We start from the raw sequence: 26,152 nt of genomic DNA, 5'->3' as shown, positions 1-26,152 counted from the left end.
GCGGAGCCGGCAGATTTACAGTCTGCTCCCTTTGGCCACTCGGGAACCCCTCCGGGTGTTTTCCTATTCTAAAAATAGGCTTGAATGATGTTTTCCCAACGTATCAATCAAGGTTTCTCTTACGAGAGAATATGGTGGAGGGGGACGGATTCGAACCATCGAAGGCGGAGCCGGCAGATTTACAGTCTGCTCCCTTTGGCCACTCGGGAACCCCTCCGGGTATTTTCCTATTCTAAAAATAGGCTTGAATGATGTTTTCCCAACGTATCAATCAAGGTTTCTCTTGCGAGAGAATATGGTGGAGGGGGACGGATTCGAACCATCGAAGGCGGAGCCGGCAGATTTACAGTCTGCTCCCTTTGGCCACTCGGGAACCCCTCCAGAGGGTTTTCATACAATGTGATTTATAGTGCTTATAAGGACACTATTGGCTCACAGTATGCTTAAACAACGTTTTCCCAACGCATTGCTCAAGTGCGGAGCGCATGATAGCAAACTCGCTCTCTCTGTAAAGCCTTTTTCTTATGATTTTGAATTGAATGCTGCCTTTTTGGGCAAAGGGGGGAGGAATAGATAGTTTTGCTCTATTTATACCCTTCCCACTTGAAGCTGCAGCGGTGTTGGCTACGTTCGCTCACCCCAATCACATAGTTTATCTATGCTCATGGGGATGAACTTACTTGCCGCCTACCTGCAACTTCAAGTTGTTTGGGTATAGCCTGTGTGTGACGCCTAAAAAGCAGCCGTAGGAGGCTAAGTTATGACGCACGTTACAGATATTTAATAAGATTTACACTCCTTGACGTTCGAGCGTCGTATAAGCAGTTACAATTCAATCAGTCTATTTATTGTTGAATAAAAACTATGAAAAACACGTCTATTCTTTCGTTAATGATGGTTACCTTACTTACCACACCGTTAAGTGCGTTCGCTGCGCAAGCACCACAGGCCGTTGCGGTGGTCGCAGAGCGTGTGGCAACTCATCAAGTGTCTCAGTCTCTTTCACTGATTGGTAAATTAGAAGCTGAACGAGCAGTGGAGATCTCATCTGAAGTTTCGGGAAAGGTCAGCCATATTGCGATTAAAGCCAATCAAGAGGTCAAGAAAGGTCAGCTCTTAATTCAGCTTAATGATGATAAAGCCAAAGCCGCACTTTCAGAGGCTCAAGCCTATTTGAACGATGAACAGCGTAAGTTGAAAGAGTTTGAACGTTTGGTCAAACGGAACGCCATTACCCAAACGGAAATCGATGCGCAAAAAGCGAGTGTTGATATTGCTCAAGCACGTTTAGATGCAGCAAACGCAAATTTAAACGATCTGCACATTAGCGCGCCATTTAATGGCACCGTTGGTTTTATTGATTTTAGTTTGGGCAAAATGGTCAGTGCAGGGACGGAATTGCTGACTTTAGATGACCTATCGGTGATGCAACTCGATATCCAAGTGCCAGAGCGTTACCTTTCGTTAATCAGTAAAGGTATGACGGTGACGGCGAAGAGTAATGCTTGGGCAAAAAACGAGTTTACCGGCAAAGTTGTGGGTATTGATTCACGCATTAACCGTGAAACCTTGAATTTGCGTGTCCGTATTCATTTCTATAACCAAGATGGCAAGCTAAAACCCGGAATGTTGCTTTCTACTAAGTTGAATTTCCCAGCGATTGAAGCGCCCATTATCCCTGTTCAAGCACTCGAATATTCAGGCACTAAACGCTATGTCTATGTGATTGATAGCAATAATAAAGTAATACGCACGGAAGTTTGGCTTGGCGCGCGGATCGACAATCAAGTGGTGATTGATAAAGGTTTAGCCATTGGCGATAAGATTGTGGTGCAAGGTATCGTGAATATGAGAAACGGCATTGTCGTTACTGAAGTCAATGTGGATGGCTCACCGATACAAAAGGATGACAAATAATGTGGTTATCCGATGTTTCAGTGAAGCGCCCTGTGGCGGCGGTGGTATTAAGCTTACTGTTGTGCGTTTTTGGTCTAGTGTCATTTTCTAAGCTTTCGGTCCGGGAAATGCCCGATATTGAAAGCCCGGTGGTTTCAATCAGTACTCGCTATGCAGGGGCTTCAGCTACCATCATTGAAAGCCAAATCACTTCTGTGTTGGAAGATCAACTGGCAGGCATTAGCGGGATTGATGAAATTGAATCCACCACGCGCAATGGCATGTCACGGATTACCGTTACATTTGAATTGGGTTACGATCTCAATACTGGTGTGAGCGATATCCGCGACGCCGTTGCGAGAGCGCAGCGCTCATTACCGGATGAAGCAGATGATCCAACCGTATTCAAAAATAATGGTTCTGGTGAAGCTTCTTTGTACATTAATCTCAGTTCTTCAGAGATGGATCGAACCCAACTGACCGATTATATCGAACGAGCTTTGATTGACCGTTTTAGTTTAATCTCTGGCGTCAGTTCTGTGGATGTGTCTGGTGGTCTTTATAAGGTGATGTATGTCAAGCTCAAGCCGAATCTGATGGCTGGGCGTGGTGTCACGACTTCTGATATATCAAGTGCATTGCGCAGTGAAAATATTGAAAGCCCGGGCGGGGAAGTGCGTAACGATTCGACAGTAATGTCGGTGCGTACCGACCGAGCGTACAAAACGGCTCAAGATTTTGACTATCTGGTGGTTAAGCGCGCAAGTGACAATTCGCCGATTTACTTAAAAGATGTCGCGGATGTCTTCATCGGCGCTGAGAACGAAAACTCAACCTTCAAAAGCGACGGTGTGGTTAATGTGAGCATGGGCATTGTGCCACAGTCAGATGCTAACCCCTTGGATGTGGCGCAGCGTGTCCATCAAGAAGTCGATAATATTCAGCAGTTTCTACCCAAAGGAACGCGCTTGGCCATTGACTACGACTCGACCGTCTTTATTGATCGCTCAATTTCGGAAGTGTATAGCACACTGTTTATCACGGGTGGTTTAGTGATTTTGGTACTGTACATTTTTATCGGCCAAGTTCGGGCAACGCTAATCCCAGCCGTTACTGTGCCAGTATCATTGATCTCTTCTTTTATTGCCGCTTACTATTTCGGATTCTCCATTAACCTTATCACCTTGATGGCGCTGATTCTTTCCATCGGTTTGGTTGTTGATGACGCGATTGTGGTGGTGGAAAATATATTTCATCACATAGAACAGGGAGAGAAGCCACTGCTGGCGGCTTATAAAGGGACGCGCGAAGTCGGCTTTGCCGTGATTGCCACCACATTGGTATTAGTGATGGTCTTTTTACCGATCTCTTTTATGGACGGTATGGTCGGCCTGTTGTTCACCGAGTTCTCTGTACTTTTGGCCATGTCGGTTCTCTTTTCATCGCTAATAGCGTTAACTTTAACACCCGTTCTCGGTAGTAAGATTTTAAAGGTCAATGTCAAACCAAACCGTTTTAATCGTTTTGTTGATCGTGTTTTTGGCCGTTTAGAAGCGGGTTACAAATCCTCTTTACGTTTTGCTATCAGTTGGAAATGGGCTGCACCGCTCGTCATCCTTGCATGCGTTGGTGGCAGTTATTTTCTGATGCAGAAAGTGCCTTCTCAGCTTACGCCTTCAGAAGATCGCGGCGTTATTTTTGCCTTTGTGCGCGGAGCGGATGCGACCAGTTATAACCGGATGTCGGCCAATATGGATCTTGTTGAGCAGCGGTTAATGCCCTTGGTTGGCAAAGGTTTTCTCAAGTCTTTTAGTATTCAATCGCCCGCGTTCGGTGGGCAAGCGGGTGATCAGACGGGTTTTGTTATCATGATTTTGGATGACTGGAACGAACGAAGCATCACCGCTCAACAAGCATTAGGGCAGGTAAAAAAAGCGCTAACGGGAATTCCCGATGTACGAGTTATGCCCTTTATGCCCGGCTTTCGTGGTGGCTCTAACGAGCCTGTTCAGTTTGTGTTAGGTGGGTCAGACTATCCTGAACTCAAAAAATGGGCTGAATTGTTAAAAACGGAAGCTGAAAATTCCCCCTTTATGGAAGGTGCTGACACCAATTATTCCGAAAAGACACCTGAACTGGTGGTGACGATTGATAGGCAGCGTGCCGCGGAATTGGGGATCAGTGTCGCGGATATTTCAGATACGTTAGAAGTGATGCTCGGCGGGAAGAGTGAAACCAGCTTTGTTGAGCGTGGCGAAGAGTATGATGTTTATCTCCGTGGGGACGAAAATAGCTTTAATAACGCCTCCGATTTAAGCCAGATCTACATGAGAACCGCATCCGGTGAGCTTGTTACACTGGATGCACTTGCGAAAGTGGAAGAAGTGGCATCATCAATCCGCTTGTCTCATTACAATAAGCAAAAGGCGATAACGGTTACTGCAAATTTATCGGCTGGTTACACGTTGGGCGAAGCGCTTGATTTTCTGGATCAGAAAGCCATTGAAACGCTACCTAGTGATATTTCCATTAGTTACTCAGGTGAGTCAAAAGATTTTAAAGAAAACCAATCGAGCGTAGCTATTGTCTTTGCGTTAGCGCTGCTTGTCGCTTATTTGGTACTAGCCGCCCAATTTGAAAGTTTTATCAACCCGTTAGTGGTGATGTTGACGGTGCCGATGGGTGTGTTTGGCGGCTTTCTTGGTCTATCAATTATGGGACAAGGTATCAACATCTATAGCCAAATTGGGATGATTATGCTGATCGGTATGGTGACCAAAAATGGCATTTTGATCGTTGAATTTGCCAACCAGCTGCGTGACCGAGGGGTTGAGTTTGAAAAAGCAATTATTGATGCTTCAGCAAGGCGCTTGCGGCCAATCATGATGACCGCATTTACTACTTTAGCAGGTTCAATCCCATTAATTATCTCGACAGGAGCAGGCTATGAAAGCCGAGTTGCGGTGGGTACAGTGATTTTTTTCGGTATGGGTTTTGCCACTTTAGTCACTCTGTTTGTTATCCCTGCTATGTATCGTTTGGTCTCGGCATCAACACGCTCTCCAGGTCATGTTGAAGCTGAACTTAACCAAGAACTGCTGCATGATGTTAAAACCAGAAGTGTTCACTGATTAACGTATCAAGAGCCTGCGCCCTGCAGGCTCTTTTTTGTTCACCGTTCACACCTATTCCATTCACCGTTATCTATGCCCATTAGATGAAATCACATGCGGCCGGCTTATCACATCAAGTTATTTGAATATACAAGCGAGATATCAAATGGTTAATGCCATTTTCGATAATCCATCAAAATAGCCAGTTCATTTTTCCTATTTAAATCTTAGGTATTAATTATAGATAGACTCAATTTTGAGACACCCATTGCAATGCGCCTTGCGATACTCTATCCACCTCTTTAATACAGAGACAAAATGAAGTGAATGCATCAGTAATGACCATGGAAAATAAAAAACTCTCTATCCTCATCGTATGCATGGGAAATATATGCCGTTCACCGCTTTCTGAAGCTGTTTTGAGCCAAAAAGCGCAACAACATGGAATTAATTTATTTGTTGAAAGCGCTGGTACTGTGAATTATCAAGTGGGCCGAAAACCAGATCCCAAAGCAATATCTGTCGCTGAGCAGCGTGGCTATTCAATGTCAAATTTAAGAGCAAGGCAGGTTTGTTCTGAGGATTTCGAAAAATTTGATCTTATTTTTGCCTTAGATAAAGCCAACTTAGCGGATCTGATTGACATTTGTCCTGCTAAACATAAAGAGAAACTTTCACTGTTTCTATCGCATAGTCACATCGGTGTCACGGAAGTCCCTGATCCTTACAAAGGAAATATTCATATGTTTGAACGGGTTTTGGAACTGATAGAGAGCGGGGCCCAAGGGATCATCGAACATATATCTAAACAATATCAATTAAAGGAAAGTGCAATGAAACTTTGTGTGTAACACATAGAAAGTTTTATATGACTTTTTGATTACCCACCCCAAAAAACAAAGCAACAGTTTGGCAATTAATTTCTACTCATAGTTTGTAGGTAGGTGATTAAATGTGGGTGGTTAATAAGTTTTCTCTTATATACATAAAGCAAAAAAATGTGAAGAAAATGCGCATTCTAGAGGCGACATCTAGTGGCGGTAGCGTATTTAACCGTTGCTATTCACCATTTTTATCTACTTTTTTTTGAAGAAATAGCGTTGAACAGTTTGTTCTTAATAGTCGTTTAGTTTAGCCCAAGGAAATAAATAAAGTGAAAAAAATACTCATTGCGTTTGGTACACGACCTGAAGCAATTAAAATGGCACCTCTAGTTCATCAGCTTAAACAAGATAACCGCTTCGACACAAAAGTATGCGTCACTGGCCAGCACAGGGAAATGCTTGACCAGGTTTTAGAGTTGTTTGAAGTGGTGCCTGATTTTGATCTTAATATCATGGAACCAGGGCAAACACTGACGACAGTAACGACTAAAATCTTGAACGGTATGGAAACGGTTCTAAAAGACTTTCAACCAAACATCGTCTTAGTTCATGGCGATACCGCTACAACGTTTGCGACTTCACTTGCTTGTTATTATCAGCAAATTGCAGTCGGTCACGTTGAGGCTGGTTTACGCACCGGCAATATCTATTCTCCTTGGCCTGAAGAAGCGAACCGCAAGCTTACGGGTGCATTGACTCACTACCATTTCGCACCAACGGCAACATCTCAACAAAATTTATTGGATGAGAACTATTGCCTCGAGAACATCCATATTACGGGGAATACTGTCATTGATGCTTTGCTTATGATCCGTAACAAGATCCACAACGAAAAAGATCTCAACGCTAAGTTAGCTCATCAGTTTCCGATGCTTGATAGCAATAAAAAGCTCATTCTTGTTACAGGCCATCGCCGTGAAAGTTTTGGTGATGGATTTGAGCGTATTTGTGAAGCCTTATCCATCACAGCAAAGCGTCACCCTGACTGTCAAATTCTTTATCCGGTACATCTTAATCCGAATGTTCAAGAGCCCGTCAATCGTCTTTTAAAAGGCATTGAAAACATTTTCTTAGTGGATCCACAACAGTATTTGCCCTTTGTCTATTTGATGGACAGAGCACACATCATTTTAACCGATTCCGGTGGTATTCAAGAAGAGGCACCGTCGCTAGGGAAGCCTGTATTAGTGATGAGAGACACCACCGAACGACCTGAAGCGGTAAGCGCGGGTACGGTCAAACTGGTTGGGACTAACACACAACTGATTTGTGAAGAGTTAGACCGGTTGCTTAGTGATGAGCGCGCTTACCAACTCATGAGTCAAGCACACAATCCATACGGTGATGGCAAAGCCTGTCAACGTATCGCCGACATTCTAGCAAGATAAGATTTAAGGAAAATAAGATGTTTAATAAAGTTTCTGTGATTGGTTTAGGGTATATCGGCCTGCCAACGGCTGCCGTTATTGCTTCGCGTGGTATTGAAGTGATTGGCGTAGATGTCAATCAACACGCTGTCGATACAATCAACAAAGGTGAAATTCACATTGTCGAACCGGATTTAGATATCGTAGTTCGAAGTGCAGTGATGACTGGCAAACTAAAAGCAACCGTGACAGCTGAACCAGCTGATGCTTTCTTAGTGGCGGTACCCACACCATTTAAAGGTGATAATCACGAGCCTGATCTTAGCTATATAGAAGCCGCGGCCAAAGCGATTGCACCAGTTCTGGAAAAAGGCAACTTGGTGGTATTGGAAAGTACTTCCCCTGTCGGTGCGACAGAAAAGCTTTCCGCATGGCTAGCAGAGGCTCGTCCTGATTTAACTTTCCCACAGCATAAAGGTGACACGGCTGACATTAAGGTAGCGCATTGCCCAGAGCGAGTTTTACCGGGTTATGTACTACAAGAATTAGTCAGTAATGATCGAGTGATTGGTGGCATGAGTAAATCTTGTAGCGAGAAAGCGATGGCTCTGTATAAAACCTTTGTTAAAGGCGAATGCATCATCAGCAACTCTCGTACGGCGGAGATGGCGAAATTAACAGAAAACTCCTTTCGCGACGTCAATATTGCATTCGCGAACGAACTTTCCCTTATTTGTGAGAAATTAAAAATCAATGTTTGGGAATTAATTAAATTGGCCAACCGCCACCCTCGGGTCAACATATTAAACCCAGGACCAGGTGTTGGCGGGCACTGTATTGCAGTTGACCCTTGGTTTATTGTTAACAGCTGCCCAGAAGAAGCAAAACTGATTGCTGCTGCTCGTCATGTTAATGATGGTAAACCACACTGGGTCGTTGATCAGGTAAAACAAGCCGCAGATCAGTTCAAAAAACCAGTCATTGCCTGCTTAGGTTTGGCCTTTAAAGCCGATATTGATGATTTACGTGAAAGCCCAGCTTTAGACATCACTTTGCATTTAGCACAAGACAATATTGGACAAATTCTAGCGGTAGAGCCAAATATCCACCAATTACCGGGTAAGTTAACAGAACATGATGTTGAACTAGTCTCGCTAGAGCGTGCTTTAGAGTTAGCCAATATCGTCGTGGTGCTGGTTGATCACCGAGATTTTAAAGAAGCAGATAAAACGGCGTTTGCTAAGAAAGTCGTGATTGATACTCGTGGTGTGGTTGCTTGAGTTCACCTAATCTTGCGCTCAAAAAATAAAGACTAATGTTTACACAACTCTGACTACTAGAGAAAAGTGGTCGGGGTTAAACGTTTTGTTCATTGATGAAGATGGAATCGAACTGATGAAAAAAGTGTTACTGATCATGCCTATTTCAACCCTGAACTGGGGAGAAGAAAATATAGGTGGCGTGGATTCAGTATGTCAAATGTTGGTACGTCAACTTGCTGATCAAGAGCGCCCATATCATTATCGGGTTTTAGCGTTTGATCCGCTCAATAATCACTCTTCTTCAGGCGAGATTATCCAGCTATCAAAGAATGTGGAAGTTGTGGTTTGCCAGCTGCGTGAAAAGCGATTTGGACTACCTCTGCCCAGTCTATTATCTACCTGGTTACGTATCCAAGAGCAGTTGAGGTATTTTCAGCCGGACCTTGTTCATGCTCATTTAAATAGCTGGATGATTGGAATTGGGTATAAAACCCGTAATGTTTTGACGTTACATTCCTACCGAAAAATTGGGCGTAAGCCTGTTTCAAAACTCAATGATTTTGTTTATGAGCAAATAATTCCTTGGGCGAGCGACTTTTCTGTGGATGCCTATACGTGTGTCGGTGAAGTTTTACATCAGGCACTGAAACCCGAAACGGCCAAGCCGATTCGGGTGATAGGTAATCCGGTGAATCAGGAATACTTTATTCAGCCTTCTCATACCTTTTCCGGATCTTCGATTCACTTCGTAACTTGTGCGCTTATTTCTCGTCATAAAAGGATTGAATTAGCAATTTCATTATTACGAGAGCTGAAAAAACTCGGTCAATTGGCCACTTTATGTATCATTGGTCCCAAGGTGGATCACGTGTATTCCATGGAGTTGCAACAGTTAGTCCAAGATTATGGACTTGAACAAAATGTGCATTTTCTTGGCAAGCTTAATCAAAAAGAAATTGTCCAACAATATCAGCTTGCTGATGTAGGCATATTTACTTCCGCTCAAGAAACATTTGGTTTAGCGCCGCTAGAAATGTTGGCAGCAGGATTACCGTTGGTTACAACTCCTGTAGGGATTTTAGGTGAGCGACAAGCAACGTTTGCTAAGTTGGGGGTGGTTTTCATGCGAGATGGCGAGGAAGCGGAGATTGCAAAGCGAATGAATGAGATCAAAATGGCCGATACTCAAGCGATTCAAGCTTATTTACGCGATCAGTTTACAGCAGAAAATGTGATTGAACATTACCAGAATCTTTATCGAGAGGTGCTGAGTTGATTGCTAGCCTACTCAGATATGCCCCTGTGCAGGTTTTTGCTGCTTTGAGCGTTTTTATGCTAATCGCCGTACAAACCCGTTTCCTTACACCAGAAAATTATGGTGTGTTAGCGGTGGCTATGGTGGTTCTCGAACTCGTGCGTGCTTTTAGTACTCAGTGGCTCAACACGTCGATGTTACGTCTCTACCCCGGGTATTCGGATCGGGAGCAAGTCCAACTCGTTCAAACCATTTCACTGCTGGTTATTATCGGATCTTTGCTTGGCTTTATTGTTATCGCCGCAACTTTATTCATTTATCAGCAATTGAATTGGGAACGATTATTGATACTGGGTGCTTTACTGTCGGTTAAATCGATATTTCAATACCAGTTAGAATTGAGTCGCTTAAATGAGCGATTGAGCGCTTATCGTCAAGCGACCGTATTGCAGTCAATTTCTGCGGTAGTGCTCTCCATCCTTTCGCTCTCTTGGGCGGCTACTATTGAGTCTGCGTTGTTTGCTTTAACCTTGAGCTTTGGCATTGGAGCTTTAGGTCTGGGTTTTCCTAGACGGCCTGAATGGCATATTGCTACGTTAAAGCGTCTGCTTACTTACGGTATTCCGATCATGTTAGCGGGAGGAATTGGCGTATTAGGGGGAAGAGTCGATCGTTTATTTATCGCCCATTTCGTTGGGATGAACGAAACGGGTATCTATGCTGCGCAAGCCAACTTATTGATGGGAGTGCTGGGCTTAGTTTTCATGGTAATTGCTATGCCTCTCTATCCTAATTTGGCCAAGCATGCGGAAGATAAAATCACCCTTGTGAGTCAGCATAAAACCTATCTGCATTTATTGGTTACCCTTACTTTTCCGGCTCTACTTGGACTTGGCATATTACAAGAAGAGATCATTAGGCTCTTTTTGGGTGAGCAATATCTCAGTAGTTCTACCGAACTATTCTGGGTGTTAGCGATCGCTGTTTATCTGATTAATTTTAAATGTCATTACCTTGATCATGGTTTGCAGTTTCTATCACAGACTCGCAAGCTGCTATGGGTTTCTCTCTCGGGCTTAGTAGCGAGCATTTTCCTACTACCTTTTATGCTCAATCAATTTGGCATGTTTGGCGCGGCTATCACCTTGCTTATAGTGAGTGGCTTAGTCGCAATACTCTCTTTTATCAGCTCATGGCGATCGGGGTATCGTTACGCTATTGGCATTGATAGCATCAAAGTGATCATTTCGGCACTTCTGATGGGCGGCTACTTATACGCAGTGAAACAGTGGCCACTGGCGATCCATTCATTATTCGCTCTAGCCTTTTATGTCACCTCATCATTGTTGTTTTATGGCATCTGTTTGTGGTGCACGAATGCTTTTAATGCACGTCAACGTTTATTCTCAATCTGGAGGCCCAATTGAGCGAACGTAATCTCATTCGATGGATGATTCTGATTGTCCTCAGTGCATTTCTGCTGGGGGCTTTTTTACTCGAAAATATGGGCATTCAGTACGTTTCAGAAGGCGGGAGCCCCATACTCAAAATTCATGTCTATTCCTATTTGACTATGGGAATTTTTGCTCTGTTGATATTACGGGTAGGGCTTTTTAATCTTATTAAGCCTTTGAATGAGCTTAAAAAAGCATGGTGGCTGGCCATGGTATCGATGCTGGCCGTTATTTTATACGGCTTTATGCGATTCGGTACGTCGGGACTCGCTTATCTTATTGATACGATTTTTATCCCTTTGGTTGTGGTTCCTGTTGTATACGGGTTATCCGATACAGCTAAAAATCGATTACTGGCTCTACTCGGCTATCTTCTATTTCTTAATGCTTGTATTGCTATTATTGAGCTTATTTTGGTGCAGAGTATTGTGGCTGTAGAGATTGGAAGTTTTTCAACTTTCCGTTCGACCGCATTTTTGGCTCATCCACTGAACAATGCTCTCATTACGGCATCATTAACGCCGATTGTGATGCGTTATACACGAATTCCGGCGGCTTTGTATGTCTCTGTTATCGTGCTAGCCCTGTTTGCTTTTGGAGGGCGAGCTGCGTTGGGGATTTTCCTATTGGGAAATTTTCTGATGCTGTTGCCCAAATTACGTGACTTTTTAGGCCAAGGCGTTCGTTACCACAAGTTGAAATTCGCTTATCTGCAGGCCTTGGTCTATTTCTCTGTGATTGCCGTTATTTTGACCTTAGTGTTAACTCCTATAGGCGAGCGAATACTGTCTAAGTTGTACATCGACAAAAGTGCCGAAGCTCGATTCGATGTTTTTATTTTGCTTGAACAGCTTTCACCTTCGGAGTGGGTATTTGGCGCATCTCATGGATTACTTAGTGATATCGCCTTTTATATCGGGATCAATGTCGTGGAAAACTATTTGATTGGATGGGTTCTAAACTTTGGCTTACTGGGGGGGATCGGTTTATTACTGGCAACTTACACTGTTCCAGTGCGCTTGATTTACCGACAAGAATTTCCTGCTCAAGTTGCTTTACTCAGTTTTATGTTGATATCACTGACTAACAATGCACTAACGGTGAAGACCCCCGCACTAATGTTATTAGTTGTGGCTTTAGTCTGTTGTTATCGTTCATCTGATCGCTCGTTGGCGAACAAGAGTTATTAGGAGATAAGAAATGTGGTTGTATTGTGTTGGCCATTTCTTCCATAAGCGCCGCATACCGCTATTGCCTCAGGTTTGTAATAGTTTGATTCGTTTGGTTCATAACTGTGCGGTCTATAGTCAGTCTGAAATTGGTAAGGGGACTGTCTTTGGCTATGGAGGAATTGCGGTTGTAATTCATAAGCGCTGTGTAATCGGCAAAGAGTGTGTGATTGGCAGCAATGTAACTATTGGTGGCCGTTCTCGTTCACATAATGTTCCAGTGATCGGTAATTACGTCTATATCGCCACTGGGGCAAAAGTACTGGGTGATGTTCGAGTCGGTGATGGAGCCGTGATTGGTGCGAATGCTGTGGTACTTGAAGATGTCCCCCCTTACAGCGTTGTGGTCGGAATGCCCGCCAAAGTGATCAAAACAAATATTAATCCCAAGGACTTTTACTGATGTTTACAAGTTCACTTTATGTTAAAGCACCAATCTGGCTGCAAAATGTAATGCTTTCTGTGCGGGCGCTTTCACGTAAGATGGTCAGAGAAAACGGCGAGATGCGCGCCGTTCTAAAAGAGATTCAGGCTAATGAGTTTTCGCGCACCCATTTAGGCGATTACCAACAAGATAAGCTTCAAAACACCTTAGCTAATGCTCGTAATCATGTGCCGTTTTATCAGAATTTAGACTTACTCAATCTTGAGCTTGAGGCTTTTCCATATCTGGATAAAGCGGTATTGCGTCATGACCACGAGCAGTTTATCTCGCAGAACAAACCTTCTGTGGTAGTGAAAGGGGCTACAAGTGGTACAACCGGCACGCCTCTGACTATTTTGCAAGACATGAATTCAGTTATTCGTGAGCAAGCCTTTGTCGAAAGACAGTTGGCTTGGGCGGGGTATCGTAAAGGTGATAAACGAGCGTGGATCAGGGGCGATATGGTGGTGCCATTGAGTCAAAAACAAGGGTCGTTTTGGCGCTACTCCTGGTTTGAACAGATGATAGTGCTTTCATCTTTCCATCTTACATCGCAAACGATACCTAGTTATCTGCAAGCTATGGTCGATTTTGGAGTTGAAGTGATTCAAGCTTATCCATCGTCGATTATTGCTCTGGCTAAATATTTAGAGTCTAAGAACGAATATTATCCTTCTGATATTAAATCAGTGATTACTTCCTCAGAATCTTTGTCTGATGATGACCGTAAAGTCATTGAGGAACGATTTAAATGTAAAGTGTTTGATTGGTATGGCCTATTTGAAAGGGTTGCTGCAATTGCTAATTGTGAGCATGGTCGTTATCACGTTCTCACCGATTACTCACATGTTGAATTTTTAGATGCGGGAAATGGTACTCATGAAATTGTTGGCACTAATTTCAATAATAGCTACTTTCCTCTAGTCAGGTACAAAACTGGTGACCATGTCGTATTGTCTGACGAGAAGCAGTGCCCATGTGGGAGATTCTACCCAATAATTGAACATATTAAGGGACGTGTTGGTGATTATCTCGTCGGCGAAGATGGTCAAAAAGTGCATATCCTGAACCATATACCTAAAGGTGTCACTGGGATTATAGCATGCCAATTTGTTCAGAGTGAACGTGGACAGATTGTGGTGAAAGTGGTGGCGGATGCTGAGCAATTTAATGAAGAGCAGCAACAAAAGTTAATCGGTAATACTCAAGCTCGCTTAGGAAGCTCGTTAATTGTCACCATAGAAATGGTGGCAGCGCTTGAGCGTACCGGGAATGGTAAGATTCGACAAGCTATCTGTACTATCAAGGATGTGTTGTGAGAAAAGCGATTAATCTAATGGTCGCCACTGACCTGAAAGGTCAAGGTGGCGTGGCAACTGTGGTTTCAACGTACGCTGATTGCGGTTTTTTAGAGGAAAACCAAATCAAGTTGATTGCTTCACACTCAAGTTTAGACCACGGACAGAAATGGCGAATGACATTACGCTTTATGCTGGCTCTCTGCCAATTGTTGTACTGCTTTGTACGTTACCGAGTTGGCCTTGTGCACATTCACATGTCATCACGAGGTAGCTATCGACGTAAATCTGTGATTGTGCGCCTGGTTAATATTTTGAAAGGTAAGGTTATTTTGCATTTGCATGGTGCTGAGTTTCGTGATTTCTATCGAGATGAGTGCAATGTGGATCAGCAAACTCACATTCGACGTACTTTTGCTCTAGCTGATCATGTACTGGTACTATCCACTCAATGGCTGACATGGCTACAAGAGGTGATAGGACGAACACAAGGTGTTTCTGTGCTGTATAACGCTGTACCCAGTTTGGCTTTAGATCGCCATCTTGCTCAACCAGGTCGTATTGCCTTCCTTGGTCGTTTAGGCACGCGCAAAGGTGTGGGTGACCTGATTCAAGCTTTTGCGTTAGTCAAACAGCGTTGTCCTGAGGCGCAGCTTTATCTCGCTGGCGATGGCGATATTGAAATTTATCAAGCTATGGCTAATAAAATGGGGCTCGCTGACTCTGTGTACTGTTTAGGCTGGATTGCTGGTGAGGCGAAGACCAACTTATTGACTCAAACGGATATTTATTGCTTACCCAGCTATAACGAAGGCTTTCCAATGGGAGTGATAGAAGCCATGTCGGCAGGCATTCCTGTGGTAGCAAGCCGAGCGGGCGGGATTCCTGATGCAATTAGTAATGGTGAAGAAGGGCGTTTAATTGAGGCTGGCGATGTGGTCGCTTTAGCGCAAGCACTAGGAGATTTGATTGAGCAACGTGCGGAAAATCGACGTATTGCTACGGCCGCTAAACAAAAGTTTGCCGAAAACTTCTCTTTGCAGGCGGTGATCCCGCGTCTACAAACACTCTACGATGAGCTATTAAAATCATGAAATCGACGACTGTAGCTGACATTAGCCAATGTTTATTGAATAAAGCTCGTACAGAACAATTCGCTGGATATGACCCTTTTGATGGACTCAATTCAAGCTGGTTCAAGCGCTTGCCGATAAGCAAAGACTCGACTTTTGGCTTAGCATGGATCCAGTTGTTCAAACGCTCTCCCCTTAATCTTCGGCCATGGCTAGGTGTGCCCAAAGCGCGAAACCCTAAAGGCGTGGCTCTGTTTATTCTCGGATTAATCGAAGAGTATCAAGTGACAAAAGATCCCGCTTTGCTCACAGAAGCGGAGCAACTTGCGCTGTGGCTAGTGGCTCAGCGTTGTGATGAGCAAATCTGGCATGGTGCCTGTTGGGGGTATCATTTTGATTGGAAAGCGCGTGCATTCTTTGTTCCTAAGGGGAAGCCAAATGTGATCACGACAGTCTATGTCAGCCGTGCCTTACACCAATTGGGGCAACTGACGGGGCGAGCTGACTGGGTCGAGTTGGCGCTGCGCAGTGGTGATTTTATTGCTGGCCATTTATTGACTCAAAATGAGAGCGGGGAGTTTTTTGCGTATATCCCCGGGGAAACGGCGTTTGTGCACAACGCCAGTTTGTGGGCGGCAGCTTGGCTGGCCGTGGTCGGTCGAGAAACGTCTCGCCCAGACTACACTGAGTTGGCATTACGCATTGCGCGTAACAGTGCTCAGGCTCAGGCAGACGATGGCAGTTGGGCTTATGGTACTCGTCATCACCACGGATTTATTGACGGATTTCATACGGGCTACAACTTAGAAGCGCTACATCTCATACGAACTACTTTAGCGACAAAGGAATTTGATGAGGTGATTGCACGCGGTTTTTATTTTTACAAGCAGCATCTATTTGAAGCCGATGGAACAGCGAAATATTACCACAACAATCCTTATCCACTGGATCCGCACTCAGTATCACAGGCAATTATTACCTTACTCAGTGTTGGAGGTGAGGAGAGTGATGTTGTTTTGGTTAAACGCGTCATTCAGCGTGCTATTCAAACGCTGTACATGCCCGAGCGGGATCAGTTTGTTTATCAACGTAACAAACGTTTGGTTAATCGAATTCACTACGCGCGCTGGACACAGGCGTGGATGTACTTTTCATTCCGTTTTTATTTAAGAATTACCAATGAGGAATAACCGATTGAAACGCATTAATTTTCTTGGTAGCCCAATGGATGTGGCTTCGATGAGTGAAACTGTTGCTCTGATCCGCGATCGCATTTTGCGACAAGAGTTTACCCAGCATGTGGTCGTCAATGTTGCTAAGTTAGTCAATATGCGTAAGGATTCTGAATTGGCTCAGTCCGTGACCGAGTGTGACATTATCAATATCGATGGTATGGGTGTGGTTTGGGGCGCGCGCTTTTTAGGTCACCAAGTTCCCGAACGAGTGGCGGGTGTTGACTTGTTTCTAGAGCTCAATGCGATGGCTGCACAAGAACAAATGCCAGTGTTCTACCTAGGCGCAAAGTCGGAGATTGTTGAAAAAACGGCTGCGGCCATGCAGGCAAAGCATCCACAATTAGTGATTGCGGGTTATCACCATGGCTATTTTTGGGATGATGAGCACGCGATAGTTGAAAAGATCCGTCAATCAGGGGCGAAACTACTGTTTGTGGCGATCACGTCGCCGAAAAAGGAAAATTTTATCAACCGCTGGCAAGAGCAGTTGGGCGTGTTATTTGTGATGGGGGTAGGGGGAACATTTGATGTTGTCGCAGGTCATGTTTCTCGTGCACCCTTATGGATGCAAAAGTCTGGCTTGGAATGGTTATATCGTGTATTACAAGAACCTGGAAGAATGTGGAAGCGTTATTTAGTGACTAATAGTCGTTATGCTTGGCTACTACTTAATGAAAAAATAAAACGAAAGAATTAAATTGACTGTATTAAAGTAAACCTTAGTTTATTTTTAGGGAGCTTATTAGTTAAATAAGTTTTGTTTATTATTATTAATACTTAGTCAATGTAATTGTCTTAGATTTGATAAAATCTGATCCTTTAATAAAAAGCGGATGTATTTTCTATAGTTATCAATTAGCCTTAGCGCCAGTTGTAAAAACAAATGGTTGTCTAACTTTAAAGGATCTATCATGAACAAACGTCATTATTATCTGGCCTCATGCTTGGCATTGTTATTTTCAACTGCTTCTTATGCGGAAGTGGATTGTGAGTTACAGCCAGTGATTGAAGCAAACCTTTCATTAAATCAAAACCAGTTGGCAAGTAGCGGTGGATACATTTCTAGCCAGCTAGGGATTCATAATGAAAGCTGTGAAACAGTGAAGTTCAATTACTGGCTATCTATTAAAGGTCCAGAAGGTATCTACTTCCCAGCCAAAGCGGTAGTTGGAGTTGATACAGCGCAGCAAGAGTCTGATGCTCTTACTGATGGTCGCATGTTGAATGTTACACGTGGTTTCTGGGTTCCAGAGTATATGGCTGATGGTAAATATACTGTTTCTCTTCAAGTCGTTGCAGAAAATGGAGAAGTATTTAAAGCTAACCAAGAATTTGTGAAAGGGGTCGATTTAAATAGCCTACCTGAACTCAATGGTTTGACTATTGATATCAAAAATCAATTTGGTATTAATAGTGTGGAAAGTACCGGCGGTTTTGTTCCATTCACCATTGATTTAAATAATGGCCGTGAGGGAGAAGCTAACGTCGAGTTCTGGATGACAGCGGTAGGTCCTGATGGTTTGATTATTCCTGTCAACGCGAGAGAGAAATGGGTTATTGCTTCAGGTGATACTTATTCAAAAGTGCGTGGAATTAATTTCGATAAAAGCTATCCCGAAGGTGAATATACCATTAATGCTCAGGTTGTAGATACTGTCTCTGGTGAGCGAGTTGAGCAGTCAATGGTAGTGGTAAAAAAATAGTTTTATCTAGTGACCTAACCTTATGTGTATAAAAACCGCCTTTGGCGGTTTTTATTGTATTATTTGAATGGTATAAGCAATATATTCTTAACGTTGAATTGCATAGTGGTCGCTTACTCTTGAACTCGATTAAATAGTTGCATCTTGCTGGTGGTGCCACTTATCAATCTTTAATAACATCCTGTATATGACAATTTTCATTATAAAGTTGTTCATTGTTTTTAATGTTAATAAGCTTGCTTTTATCGTCAATTGAGATGAATTTACTATATGGTGTTAATTGATACTGATTTCCAGTAATGTTGACATTTTCAAATGAAACCAAATCATCTTGGCTGTTAGTTCGGATAATCGATTTATATTTTTTTTCTATTTCAGAACCAAAGTAAATCCTTTCAAATGTATTATTGCTAATTTGAATGTTTTTAATGGATTGATTGGTCGGGTTATTTTTACTAAAGCTTTGTAAGCGTATTCCTTGTTGAGCAGTATCAAAAAAATTGCCAATAATTGAAATATTACCCCATTGAATGTTTTGCTCTGTTCTAGAGTTAGGGTAAATATTTATGGCAAATCCATTTATGTTATGAAAAGTGTTTCCTGAATAATAAACATCAGAATAATAACTGACTTCATTTGAAGTACCATTAATATTTTCAAATTGGTTATTAATGACTTTGGCGCTTTTGGTATCGGCCCGTGCTGATAATTTTAATTTACACGCATTAAATTGATTATTGTCAATAATAATATCTTGCGTGCCTGGCCTTTCTGTTCCCACAGCCGCTTGCGTTGTGGTTACTTGAGCACAATGTTCAAAGCGATTGTGGCTAACTCTGATTGACATCGACCCGGGTGGTATAGAGTAGTCCTGGCTTGCTGTGGTCATACGCAATGCTGCGTCACCAAAGTTGATAAACTGATTTTGAACCACTAAAGATCCTTTGGTGCTACCAAGGTAAACCCCCTGTTCTCCCCACATAGGTTGTAGATCGCCATTATAAAGTCCCTCAAAACTAAGACCTTGTAGCTTGAAGTTTTGTGTATATGTTATATGGAGTAAATATTCACCATTAAATGGACTACATTTCTTTAATTTACTGTGTATGGAGCCAATAATTTCAATGTTATTCTTTTCCTTTAAATAAAGGGTTTTACAAATCTGATATTCGCCAGAGGGAATAATCAGTACATTATTATCATTTAATTGATTCAGTGCATTTTGAAATGCGGATGAATCATCCTCTCCATCATTTGCGATGGCACCATATTCTATTACATTATGAGAAACGACTTCAGCGATAATAGCTGGGCTTAGGCTGAGTAAGATAAGTGAAATAAATATGTAACGCAAGATGCCACCCTCTTTATCTAATTGCTTTAAGTATAACAGCACCTATAAAACGCTTCTTGAAAAAACAGAGAGATATTCACTGTAGTCGGTTCGTTTCTCAATTTTGAGATGTCTCATTAGTGAGGCGTAAAAATAGGCGTGTTGTGTTGAAATATCCCTTCCATTTACTGATAATTCCGTCGGATTTTTATTGGCAATTCACGATACCAGTTCACCAGTTCCTAGGTTTGAAAAATAATAATTACAAAAAAAAATCAACCAGATGCATATCGTTTCTGGCTTTGAAAAAATTAACCCCAAGTAAAGGGAGTCTTACAGATGACGTCTCAATATATTGCACTTGCTGTCAGTCTTTTGTCGCTAAGTAGCACCGTGGCTCAAGCCACAACGAATGAAGCCGAAGGGTGTATTATCAGCCGCCTGAATGGCGAAAAATATTGTTTGAATGTAGGAGAGCGCTCGGGATACTCCCTACCTAGCTGGATTTATGCTCATCCAGTCGATGTACAGGCTCCGAGTGGTGTCTCTGTCATGCTGAGTGATTGGGACAACCTGTCTTATAACCGTTTGGCTGTGTTCAATCGTTATACTGGCAACGAAGATCTTAAGAATGTTAAGGCCTACAACGGCGCTTATTTAGATTTTTCTAAACCACGCTCAATGCGAGTGCTGGCTTCTGAAACTTATCCTGAGGCTTGTATCGTTAGCCGCCAAACGGGTGAGCGTTTCTGTTTGAAAGAGGGTGAGCGCTCAGGCTACTCATTGCCTGCTTATATCTATGCTCATGAAGTGGATGTGGAAGCGCCACAAGGTTTAGGTGTCATGCTGAGTGATTGGGATAACCTCTCTTATAACCGTTTAGCGGTATTTGGTGGTCATACTCAAAATGAGCAGATGCGAGCAGTCACAGCCTACAATGGCGAAACTCTTGATTTCTCAAAGCCTCGTTCAATGCGTGTTGTTCCTTATGAAGGTGACAGCTCTGCACTCAATATGAAGCTTAAGTGGTCTTGGCAAGGCAGTGCTTTCCAACCTAATTCTAACCAAGTGATGGTTACGCCGGTTGCCGCGCAACTGAATGATGACAATGGCGATGGCAAGATTGATGAAAAAGATGTCGCAGATTTGATCGTAGTGACATTTGAAGGAAACAAATATGCCAATGGCGGTTTAGTGCGTGCTTTAAGTGGTGTGGATGGTTCTGAGTTGTGGAGTTATGCGAATGGTGGTGTGATCGCGGATGCGCGTTATTCTCCTGCCGTAGGCGATCTGGATGGTGACGGAATCGTTGAAATTGTTACAACCAACAATCGCGATCAATTCATCACGATTTTGGATAACCAAGGCAACATCAAAAAACAGATCCCAACCACAGAAAGTGGCTGGCGTATTGTTGGTGATATCACGTTGGCTGATTTAGACCATGATGGCAGCGTCGAAATTCTGGCTGCAGATGGTGTGTATAACTACCACACAGGGCTGATTTTTAACCACCCTTGGGCACCGTCATCGATCAACGTTGATGTCGATGGCGATCAGCAACAAGAAGTCTTTTCAGGTGGTACTCTATTTCAAAATAACGGCGCGATCAATTGGCAATATCATGCCAATGATGCAGTTTGGTTCTCTTCGCTGGTTAACCTAGATAATGATGCTGAGCCAGAGATTATCGCTTCAGTTCCTGCTTCTGCATCAACTGGGCATAACGCACGTTTTGCTGTGCTAGAACACGATGGCACCATTAAGTGGGAAATCAACAATACTGCCAATCCAGGCGGTGGCGTGCAGGCGGTATCTAACTTTTTAGGCAAAGCTCAAGCAGTTGAAACGACTGAGTTCTCAAAAATCTACGGTTATCAACCTAATAGCAATCCTGCTTCTATTGTTTTGGCGGTCGATGGTAAAATCTCTGTTCGTTCAGGATTCGCGATTGATGCGATTGGTGCTTCTGCTTCGACTTTAGTCGGTGGTACGGGAGGCAATCTTAATGCCGCAGTTAACGTCAAAGATATTAAAGCGATTGATCTGACTTGGGGTAAATACTATTGGGGTGGTTATCATTTATTGGCGCTCGATTTTAGAATGAGCAACGGTAGCGTGATTTCTATGGGCTCTAAAAACTATGCTTATTCCAAGCAGACCGAGCGCTTTACTGTACCAGTAGGTAGTCGTATTAAAGGCATTAAAGCTTGGAGCGCTGGTTGGCTGTTGGACGGTGTTCAGTTTGAGTTAGCTACGCTAAATGGTACCAATGATCTGGATGTAAAAGGGATTGTTTACGCGGGTTATGCCGCTGTCGATATGTATAACAGCAAAGGTGAGCGCGTTTGGTCTGTTGCGAACGATGATACTGGCAGCGGCAAAATTGGTGTGTCTGCCTATGACTTTGATAATGATGGTATCGATGAAGTACTCGTGCAAGACCATGCTCGTGTACGTGTGTTAGATGGCAAAACGGGTAAAGAACGTGCTTCGTTAGCGCACTCAACGGCGACACTTTGGGAATATCCTATCGTGGTCGATCTGGAAGGTGACAATAATGCAGAGCTGATTGTTGTTGCTAATGATTTTGATAAAAACTATGTCGTTAACCATGGTGTGTTTGTTTATGAATCGGCGGACAGTGCAAAACCTTGGAAGAATGCGACTCGTATTTGGAACCAGCACGCTTTCCACCTGACCAACATCAATCAAGATGGCACTTTACCTACTTTTGTTGAGCCAAGTTGGTTGAGCCATAATACATACCGTTCGAGTACATTACGTGCAACGGTGGGTGGTGAGTCTCCAATTTTTGGTTACTCAAATACTCAGCAATCGCAACGTGTCGTGACGGCGGATAACCAGATGTATCTGCGTTCTGGTTTTGCGATCGATGCGATCGGCACGACGGCCAATAACTTGGTGGGCGGCCCAGTACAAGGTACTAACGGTGGTGTGCTAAGAGCACCGATTGCTCTTGATCAATTGCAATCCGTGGAAGTTACCTCTGGTCTTTATAACTGGGGTGGTTACCACATAGTGGCGATTAAGTTCACGATGAAGGATGGCTCTAGCGTGTTATTGGGTTCAACCCACTATGCGAGCAACAAAAAAGTTGAAACGTACACTGTGCCGCAAGGTAAACGCATCAAGCAGATTAATGTTTGGACTGGTGGTTGGTTAGTTGAAGGCTTGCAGTTTGTATTCGATTAATTGATATCGTTTTAATTTAATAATTGAAAATCCCTCGAGATAATCGAGGGATTTTTTTATTAATAAGAATGGAGTGGGAATTGTTCTGGACGTATAGCATTCCTACTTGAAGCTGCGCGGTCTTGGATACATTCGTTTACCTGCAACTTATATATCAGGAATATTTTGAACGAGTGACTAGACTCGGCATTGAATTTGACCAGTGTCCCATCAATAAACACAGCAAGAAATAAAGTGTTGTTGCGGGAGCTTGAAGTGGGAAATCAACACTCATGTGTATCAACATACCAATAATAGCCATCATGGATGATAATCCGATTCCTTTCATCAATCTATTTCTGCGGTTTTTAAACGCATAAAATGCGCGTTGGGCGGCGACTAAGATCATTACACCTAATATCGAAACCATGACAAGGCCTGATTCTAATGTGAATTGGATGTAGTCATTATGAGCATGATCGTAAAACAGTTTTACTTTTCCTTGATTGTAGGAAGGAAAAGTGGAGTAGAAAGTACCAGCCCCAAAGCCAGTCAGAGGCCTTTCTTGTATTGCAACTAGGGAATATCTGACAACATCATCTCTTGATTCACTTTCCAAGCTAGTTTCAATAAGACGTTGTTTGACTTTCTCCAATCCAAACCATTGGCTCACGATGAACGTATCAATGATGAATAAACTGATTATAAGCACATAAACACTTTTGGGTTTCGGCTTGTAAAACAATAGCAACAGCACACAACCTACGGTTAGGGCGATAAAGAAAGCCATATTTCCCATTCTTGAGCGTGTTAAGACTAATGCAATCACCATGATCACGAGCCCTAAACGTACAAAGGCTTTATCAGACAGCAACACGGCTAAAAACTGTTTAGTGATATTTCTAAATCCGGTTTTATGTGAGCTATCGAGTTTTGCAATTAATAAGCCAAATCCAATGCAGAGATTCAGCATCAAGAAGTTTGCCAGATGATTATGATAGACAAAGCTTCCGGAGGCTCTATTTCCTAGTGGCAGCTTGAAAATTATCGAATGATCTAGGTTGAGTAGCAAAATCACGCCAGCGTAAAAGCCTTGGCAAATTCCACTGCTAACCATGACTACTGCGAGAAGTTTTAATTTTTTAGGTGTGTCGATAAGGACAAGAGCAATAAGACAAAACTGGAAATAGTGGAGCGATTTGATTGCAGAGACAAAGACTAAACTAGGATCCTGAGTTATACCAAGTTGTGGAATACTTTGGATGAATGACCAGCAAGTGATAAGTGCGATGGGAATGATGACTAATTTTCCCTTTATCAGACAGTTTTTCCAGTGCTCAAAAGAGTAGTTGAATAAACAGGCAATAAGCAGCAATGCAATCCAGATTTCATTGAATGACCATGCTAATGGGCGATTACTACCTAAAGGTATGGGCAGCCAAAATATAAAAATGAGAAATATTGGGAAAATGGATTTTTCTATTAGACGCATACTATTAATATCAATTAAGAAGGGCAGGAATATACCTGCCCTAAACTGGATGAAAGCATCGAATTAAACGATCAGTTTGGTGAAGCGGTACCACCACCACTGCCATTGCCGGTTCCAAGTGTTGTGGTGTTACCTGGCACCGTTGCGACTGGAGGTAAGCCACCAGGTAAAGCCGATGGAGTACCTGCCGCTGTCGGTTCAGTAATGGTCGCTGGGTCAGCGCCACCGGAGATTGCAGCAACAATCACATCGGTTGAGTCCATTAAATCCATTGCAATAACAGTATCAACGATAGCTTGAGCTGACTCTGGTGATTTAGTGACAGCAAGCTGAATGACTTCAGAACGCATCTCTTGAGGTGCATTTTTAACGAGTATCGCAGTCAAAGCTGCGACTTGGTCACTCGATATATGGTCAAATACCGTATTGAAGATATCGAGTGCTAGTTGTGGGTGTAGAGTAGACGCTAGGTCCGCCATTTCTAGTGCCATGCTTGGGCATAGTTTCATTAAAGCTTGCAGAGAAATAATGGCGTCGTCTGCTTGTTCTAGGCTGGCTCTTATTGTGTCTGTGGCCACTTTATGGTTTTTATAAAGTGAACAAGTAATTTCTGTTTCGGCATATAACCTTGAACTAGCCAGCAAAGCTGAAATAGCAATCCAAAATATCCATAGTGATTTTTTCATTGGTAAGTCCTAAAAGCCTACGATTTACTGTTGCGATGATTATAAGTGAAGTAGTACATCCAGTGATATCGTACTTCTGTTAATAAGGGTTCGATTCTCATTCTTAAGGCGTTTTTATGCGCGAGGTTGTCTTAGTTTGGAGCATAAGTTTGAAGATTGAAGTCTGCTAGTAACGTAATAGATTATTGAGGCCATTGTTATACCAAGTAAGCTTGCCCCTAAATCGAGCAAAGAGAATGATCGTGAACTCGATAACATTTGTAAACTTTCATCAATTACGCAACAGGTCGAGACGATAACTATGGCGAGAAAGATGCTCTGTATAGGGGAAAGAGTGGCGGAAATTACTCGGATAAAAACCAAGGTAATGAATAGCGCAAGTGTAAAGTGGAGATAAATATCACCGCCGAGTGACTTTTCCAAAAATATCGGTATCTCAGCATGAATATTCAGTGTTTTTGCCAGTGATAGCGAAGCCGTACCAAGAGAAAGCAAGGCTAACATGAACAAGGCGATAGGCCGGTTTATTGAATAATGTTTTATCATCGAGATCACTCTAGCGCTCTCTTGCAGAGACTATTTTTCTCAGTATAACGTTGAGGGTTATAAATAATAGCTGCACAGGTAAATTTTAAGAGACCGTTTGATTTTAGATATTGGTAGGCTTCTCCTCGGCTTTGAGGATGAGCTAATGCTCTTGCGGCGTGATCAATAATGATAGTTCGCTGCGGCACTGAAAAAATAGACCAATGGTTAAGGCCAATCTGGAAAAGTGTGTTGTTCACTTTGGGTGTAAAAGGCCCATATCTGTCGGCTTGTGCAAAATAGAGATCAATATTTTCCCCTTTCAACTGAGTTTCAATCACCAATAAATCAGCCCATGTGTCTGACCAAGTGGGTCTCAATAATGCACTTTCCAAGTAGGCCTTTTTTGCATTGAGCAAGCGGCTCTCTTTATCTACATCATCGCCCAAATAGGCTTCCCACTCATAGACCTTACCCAGTAAATTGTGGTAATGAGGATGGTCTCTGTGGTGTTGTAGGGCCTTTAGTATCATGAGTTTTGTCTCATTCACTTGCTCTAAAGTTACACCATCACTGTGCTTTGTCCAGTAGTCGATATTTCTTTCTGTTGCTAGCGCGTAAATGGACGCCGTCAAAAAATGAAATGCAAAATAGAGAGTAACGAGTGCAGTTAGCCCAATGCTCAAACGCAAAGCATGGGCTAAAAAAGGGTGATTCACGACCTTCAT

General features: G+C 42.9%; 19 protein-coding genes and 2 tRNA genes. 15 read left to right on the top strand and 6 right to left on the bottom strand.

Annotated elements, in window-relative coordinates; genetic code table 11:
• Positions 1 to 132: 132 nt before the first annotated feature.
• Positions 133 to 217: transfer RNA gene (locus AACV20_RS16865), tRNA-Tyr, on the bottom strand.
• Positions 218 to 296: 79 nt separating this feature from the next.
• Positions 297 to 381 (bottom strand) — tRNA-Tyr (locus tag AACV20_RS16860).
• A gap of 483 nt (positions 382 to 864) precedes the next feature.
• Between AACV20_RS16860 and AACV20_RS16855 the strand changes: the two genes are divergently transcribed.
• The 14 genes from AACV20_RS16855 to AACV20_RS16790 all read left to right on the top strand — a co-directional run bounded on the left by AACV20_RS16855 (position 865) and on the right by AACV20_RS16790 (position 18,193).
• A complete protein-coding gene (locus AACV20_RS16855) occupies positions 865 to 1,917 on the top strand; it encodes an efflux RND transporter periplasmic adaptor subunit (protein WP_096036181.1) in 1,053 nt (350 codons plus the stop codon).
• A complete protein-coding gene (gene vexH / locus AACV20_RS16850; protein ID WP_017049467.1) occupies positions 1,917 to 5,027 on the top strand; it encodes a vibriobactin export RND transporter permease subunit VexH in 3,111 nt (1,036 codons plus the stop codon). The genes AACV20_RS16855 and vexH overlap by 1 nt, the downstream gene beginning before the upstream one ends.
• 305 nt (positions 5,028 to 5,332) lie before the next feature.
• Positions 5,333 to 5,860: a low molecular weight protein-tyrosine-phosphatase gene (locus AACV20_RS16845; protein ID WP_017049468.1), complete on the top strand. Its 528-nt coding sequence runs from the start codon at positions 5,333 to 5,335 to the stop codon at positions 5,858 to 5,860.
• Between the two features lie 302 nt (positions 5,861 to 6,162).
• Positions 6,163 to 7,281: a non-hydrolyzing UDP-N-acetylglucosamine 2-epimerase gene (gene wecB, locus AACV20_RS16840; RefSeq protein WP_170907674.1), complete on the top strand. Its 1,119-nt coding sequence runs from the start codon at positions 6,163 to 6,165 to the stop codon at positions 7,279 to 7,281.
• A 17-nt stretch (positions 7,282 to 7,298) separates the two neighbouring features.
• Positions 7,299 to 8,540, top strand: a complete 1,242-nt coding sequence (gene vpsB / locus AACV20_RS16835) for a UDP-N-acetyl-D-mannosamine dehydrogenase VpsB (protein WP_017047992.1) — start codon at positions 7,299 to 7,301, stop codon at positions 8,538 to 8,540.
• A gap of 115 nt (positions 8,541 to 8,655) precedes the next feature.
• On the top strand, positions 8,656 to 9,798 hold the full coding sequence (locus AACV20_RS16830) for a VpsD family glycosyltransferase (protein WP_170907673.1): 1,143 nt from the start codon (positions 8,656 to 8,658) through the stop codon (positions 9,796 to 9,798).
• Entirely contained in the window at positions 9,795 to 11,204 is a 1,410-nt protein-coding gene (gene vpsE, locus AACV20_RS16825; protein ID WP_170907672.1) for an exopolysaccharide biosynthesis flippase VpsE, read from the top strand. Before AACV20_RS16830 ends, vpsE begins: the two co-directional genes overlap by 4 nt.
• Positions 11,201 to 12,421, top strand: a complete 1,221-nt coding sequence (gene vpsF, locus AACV20_RS16820) for a VpsF family polysaccharide biosynthesis protein (RefSeq protein WP_212752629.1) — start codon at positions 11,201 to 11,203, stop codon at positions 12,419 to 12,421. The genes vpsE and vpsF overlap by 4 nt, the downstream gene beginning before the upstream one ends.
• 10 nt (positions 12,422 to 12,431) lie before the next feature.
• A complete protein-coding gene (gene vpsG / locus AACV20_RS16815) occupies positions 12,432 to 12,863 on the top strand; it encodes an exopolysaccharide biosynthesis acetyltransferase VpsG (protein ID WP_170907671.1) in 432 nt (143 codons plus the stop codon).
• Positions 12,863 to 14,203, top strand: a complete 1,341-nt coding sequence (gene vpsH, locus AACV20_RS16810; protein WP_170907670.1) for an exopolysaccharide biosynthesis protein VpsH — start codon at positions 12,863 to 12,865, stop codon at positions 14,201 to 14,203. Before vpsG ends, vpsH begins: the two co-directional genes overlap by 1 nt.
• Complete coding sequence (vpsI, locus tag AACV20_RS16805) at positions 14,200 to 15,276, top strand: exopolysaccharide biosynthesis glycosyltransferase VpsI (RefSeq protein WP_219884447.1); 1,077 nt, start codon at positions 14,200 to 14,202, stop codon at positions 15,274 to 15,276. Before vpsH ends, vpsI begins: the two co-directional genes overlap by 4 nt.
• Complete coding sequence (vpsj, locus tag AACV20_RS16800; protein WP_017045446.1) at positions 15,273 to 16,445, top strand: exopolysaccharide biosynthesis protein VpsJ; 1,173 nt, start codon at positions 15,273 to 15,275, stop codon at positions 16,443 to 16,445. The genes vpsI and vpsj overlap by 4 nt, the downstream gene beginning before the upstream one ends.
• Entirely contained in the window at positions 16,435 to 17,187 is a 753-nt protein-coding gene (gene vpsK / locus AACV20_RS16795; protein ID WP_017045445.1) for an exopolysaccharide biosynthesis glycosyltransferase VpsK, read from the top strand. Before vpsj ends, vpsK begins: the two co-directional genes overlap by 11 nt.
• Before the next feature lie 214 nt (positions 17,188 to 17,401).
• Positions 17,402 to 18,193: an RbmA family biofilm matrix protein gene (locus tag AACV20_RS16790; RefSeq protein ID WP_017049474.1), complete on the top strand. Its 792-nt coding sequence runs from the start codon at positions 17,402 to 17,404 to the stop codon at positions 18,191 to 18,193.
• Positions 18,194 to 18,356: 163 nt separating this feature from the next.
• Here the strand turns inward: AACV20_RS16790 and AACV20_RS16785 are convergent, their stop codons facing one another.
• Positions 18,357 to 19,589 carry a glycosyl hydrolase family 28-related protein gene (locus AACV20_RS16785; RefSeq protein ID WP_170907669.1) on the bottom strand — a complete coding sequence of 411 codons (1,233 nt, stop codon included), beginning with the start codon at positions 19,587 to 19,589 and terminating at the stop codon, positions 18,357 to 18,359.
• A 276-nt stretch (positions 19,590 to 19,865) separates the two neighbouring features.
• Between AACV20_RS16785 and AACV20_RS16780 the strand changes: the two genes are divergently transcribed.
• Positions 19,866 to 22,742, top strand: a complete 2,877-nt coding sequence (locus AACV20_RS16780) for a beta-prism lectin domain-containing protein (RefSeq protein ID WP_047689558.1) — start codon at positions 19,866 to 19,868, stop codon at positions 22,740 to 22,742.
• A gap of 154 nt (positions 22,743 to 22,896) precedes the next feature.
• On the opposite strand, the gene AACV20_RS16775 is transcribed toward AACV20_RS16780, so the two are convergent.
• The 3 genes from AACV20_RS16775 to AACV20_RS16765 all read right to left on the bottom strand — a co-directional run bounded on the left by AACV20_RS16775 (position 22,897) and on the right by AACV20_RS16765 (position 26,152).
• Positions 22,897 to 24,213: an O-antigen ligase family protein gene (locus tag AACV20_RS16775; RefSeq protein ID WP_047689561.1), complete on the bottom strand. Its 1,317-nt coding sequence runs from the start codon at positions 24,211 to 24,213 to the stop codon at positions 22,897 to 22,899.
• 71 nt (positions 24,214 to 24,284) lie between these two features.
• Positions 24,285 to 24,899, bottom strand: a complete 615-nt coding sequence (locus AACV20_RS16770; RefSeq protein WP_170907668.1) for a hypothetical protein — start codon at positions 24,897 to 24,899, stop codon at positions 24,285 to 24,287.
• A gap of 551 nt (positions 24,900 to 25,450) precedes the next feature.
• A complete protein-coding gene (locus AACV20_RS16765) occupies positions 25,451 to 26,152 on the bottom strand; it encodes a VpsP family polysaccharide biosynthesis protein (RefSeq protein ID WP_170907667.1) in 702 nt (233 codons plus the stop codon).

Source organism: Vibrio sp. B4-6 (assembly GCF_963888245.1).
GTDB classification, from domain to species: domain Bacteria; phylum Pseudomonadota; class Gammaproteobacteria; order Enterobacterales; family Vibrionaceae; genus Vibrio; species Vibrio anguillarum.
Note: the sequence above shows the minus strand (reverse complement) of the source record. Positions and strands in the feature narration are given on the sequence as shown.

Coding starts and splice junctions, on each gene's coding strand:
- AACV20_RS16770 (WP_170907668.1), bottom strand. CDS start 24,899: ATGAAAAAATCACTATGGATATTTTGGATTGCTATTTCAGCTTTGCTG.
- AACV20_RS16855 (WP_096036181.1), top strand. CDS start 865: ATGAAAAACACGTCTATTCTTTCGTTAATGATGGTTACCTTACTTACC.
- AACV20_RS16780 (WP_047689558.1), top strand. CDS start 19,866: ATGACGTCTCAATATATTGCACTTGCTGTCAGTCTTTTGTCGCTAAGT.
- vpsK (WP_017045445.1), top strand. CDS start 16,435: ATGAGGAATAACCGATTGAAACGCATTAATTTTCTTGGTAGCCCAATG.
- AACV20_RS16775 (WP_047689561.1), bottom strand. CDS start 24,213: ATGCGTCTAATAGAAAAATCCATTTTCCCAATATTTCTCATTTTTATA.
- vpsG (WP_170907671.1), top strand. CDS start 12,432: ATGTGGTTGTATTGTGTTGGCCATTTCTTCCATAAGCGCCGCATACCG.
- AACV20_RS16830 (WP_170907673.1), top strand. CDS start 8,656: ATGAAAAAAGTGTTACTGATCATGCCTATTTCAACCCTGAACTGGGGA.
- vpsj (WP_017045446.1), top strand. CDS start 15,273: ATGAAATCGACGACTGTAGCTGACATTAGCCAATGTTTATTGAATAAA.
- AACV20_RS16790 (WP_017049474.1), top strand. CDS start 17,402: ATGAACAAACGTCATTATTATCTGGCCTCATGCTTGGCATTGTTATTT.
- vpsB (WP_017047992.1), top strand. CDS start 7,299: ATGTTTAATAAAGTTTCTGTGATTGGTTTAGGGTATATCGGCCTGCCA.
- vexH (WP_017049467.1), top strand. CDS start 1,917: ATGTGGTTATCCGATGTTTCAGTGAAGCGCCCTGTGGCGGCGGTGGTA.
- AACV20_RS16765 (WP_170907667.1), bottom strand. CDS start 26,152: ATGAAGGTCGTGAATCACCCTTTTTTAGCCCATGCTTTGCGTTTGAGC.
- vpsH (WP_170907670.1), top strand. CDS start 12,863: ATGTTTACAAGTTCACTTTATGTTAAAGCACCAATCTGGCTGCAAAAT.